This window comes from Collinsella aerofaciens, from assembly GCF_005844325.1.
Taxonomy (GTDB): domain Bacteria; phylum Actinomycetota; class Coriobacteriia; order Coriobacteriales; family Coriobacteriaceae; genus Collinsella; species Collinsella aerofaciens_G.
Genome location: NZ_SPFY01000052.1, coordinates 1 through 2,287 on the forward strand (window position 1 = coordinate 1; position 2,287 = coordinate 2,287).

General features: G+C 67.3%; 2 protein-coding genes. Both read right to left on the reverse strand.

Annotated features, from left to right (window positions below; translation table 11 throughout):
* Nucleotides 1-105: 105 nt before the first annotated feature.
* On the reverse strand, nt 106-894 hold the full coding sequence (gene istB / locus FGQ61_RS09505; protein WP_055285406.1) for an IS21-like element helper ATPase IstB: 789 nt from the start codon (nt 892-894) through the stop codon (nt 106-108).
* Complete coding sequence (gene istA / locus FGQ61_RS09510) at nt 891-2,129, reverse strand: IS21 family transposase (RefSeq protein ID WP_082421817.1); 1,239 nt, start codon at nt 2,127-2,129, stop codon at nt 891-893. The genes istB and istA overlap by 4 nt, the downstream gene beginning before the upstream one ends.
* Between the last annotated feature and the right edge of the window lie 158 nt (nt 2,130-2,287).

Consider the following 2,287-nt stretch of genomic DNA (forward strand, 5'->3'; position numbering starts at 1 on the left):
TGTTAGCGTCAATATAATTTTCACCATTTCCACCAACGCATTTTCGCCAATCGCGCCAACGCGGATACACCGGATTCGCCAACGCGGATGTGCCGCTTTCGGCGCCTAGGCGCCCTCCTCCTTCCCGTCCTCACCGCCGATGGACACGTCCTTCAGGCGGTACGACCGGCCCGTTATCTTGATCATCGCGCAGTGGTGGCACAGCCTGTCGGCGACCGCCGAGGCCGTGACGTTGCTGCCGAACACGTCGCCCCACCTGCCGACCGGCACGTTGGTCGTGACGATCGTCGACCGCTTGAGCGCGTAGCGCCTGTTCACCAGCTGGAACAGCAGGTCGGCGCCCTCTTTCCCGATATCGAGGTAGCCCAGCTCGTCTATTATCAGCAGGCTGCAGTGCTCGTAGAACCGCATCCTGCGCGCCAGCGCCTCCTTCGCCGAGGCGTGCTTGAGGTCCTCGACCAGCCTCGAGCAGTCGGCGAAGTACACCTGCTTGCGGGCCATCACCGCCTCGTGGCCTATGGCTATCGACAGGTGGGTCTTGCCGACGCCCGGGCTGCCGACGAGCACGACGTTGTCGCCGCGGTCGACGAACTCGAGCGTGGCCAGCTGCTCGACCAGCCCGCGGGGCACGCTCGGCTGGAAACCCCAGTCGAAGTCGGCCAGCGTCTTTATGTAGGGGAAGTTGGCCATCCTCGTGCGGCGCTCGTCGTCGGCGCGCCGCTTGAGGGCTATCTGGGCGTCGGTGAGCTCGAGCATGGCGTCGACCAGGCTCTTCCTCCCGTCGGCGACGAGCCTGACGTACTCGGGCACCGACGACGCCATGCCCTCGAGCCCCAGCTCCTCGAGATTGGCCGCCAGGCGGTTGAGCGGGCTGGCCTGCACCGCGGCGCTCACAGCGAGCCCCCTATCGAGTCGAGCAGCCCGAGGTTGGCGGCGGCGGCCGCCTCGATGTCGCCGGCGGCGTCGCCGAACCAGCGCTTCCCGGCCATGGCCTCGGCGTAGTGCGCCGGGTCGTAGGCCGGCCCGCCCGCCACGTGCGTCGCCACCAGCTCGCCGCCGACGTAGCAGTCCATCGCGCCGCCGGGCATGCAGACGATGCGGGCGGGCCTGCCGATGCAGCGCCTGGGCACCGACATGGGCTCGCCGTGCGCGCTGACCAGCATCGTGGCCGGCACCCTGGCCACGCGCACCACGTCGCCCATCGCCTCCTCGAGGGCGCGGAGGTTGCCGACGGGCAGCAGCGCGTCCTTCTCCTCCATGAACAGCGCGGAGGGCGGCAGCCCCGTGGTCTCGTTGGGCTCGGAGTTGCTGGCGTCCTCGATCCGCGCGATGATCTCGTCGATGTCGTCCCAGCCGTCGAAGTCGCCCTGGTAGGCCGCGAGCCGCGACAGGAAGCGGTTCGACGACTCGACCTTGCCCTTGGTCTGGGGGCTGCGCGGGCGGCACAGCTTCAGCTCGAAGCCGGCGGCCTTGGCGAACTCGTATGCGCGCTGGACCTTGAGGCGCCTGCCGCCCTTGACCGTCACCAGGGCGGACATGTTGTCCGTGACCCACTCGCGGGGCACGCCGCCGAGCCTCGCGATCGTGGCGTACATGCATCTGACCAGGTCGTCGGTCGTCCTGGTCCCCGACCGGATGAATATGTGCCTGCGGGAATGGCCCAGCGTCGCCGCGAACACGTTGAACTCGAACAGCTCGCCGTCGCGGTTCGCCATCCTGACCGACTCCTTCCAGTCGAACTGCAGCTGCAGCCCGGGCGGCGTCTCGAAGCGCGGGTGCGGTTCCGGGCCGACGGAGGCCCCGACGGCGATACCGTTCTTGCGCATGAACTGGGTGAAGGCGTTGTAGCCGGCCAGGTTCTCGCCGGGATACCTGTGCAGCAGCCACTCGTGGATGCCCTTCTTGGTGACCCCCGGCAGCTGCGCCTTGGCGGCCACCTCCTCGATGTGCGCGTCGAAGGAGCCCGCCCTGTCGGCGCGCCCGTCGCGGGGCCGGCCGCCCTCGGCCCTCCAGTACGCCGCCACGGTGTGCCTGTCCTTGCCGTAGCGCTTCGCTATGTCGCTGAAGTTGGGCTTTATGCCCGCTTCCCTGTACATGTCCAACTCTCCGATCAGGTTCTTCTCCGCCACGGCCGCTCCTCCCGAAAGCATCGTTCGCTTGTCGGTCGAAGCGTAAGCCCCGGCGTTGGTGGAAATGGTGAAAATGCGTTGGCGTGATCGGGGAAATTGCGTTGGCGGAATCGGCTAAAGTGCGATGGCGAAATTGGTTGTTTTTACAGTAGCGCTAA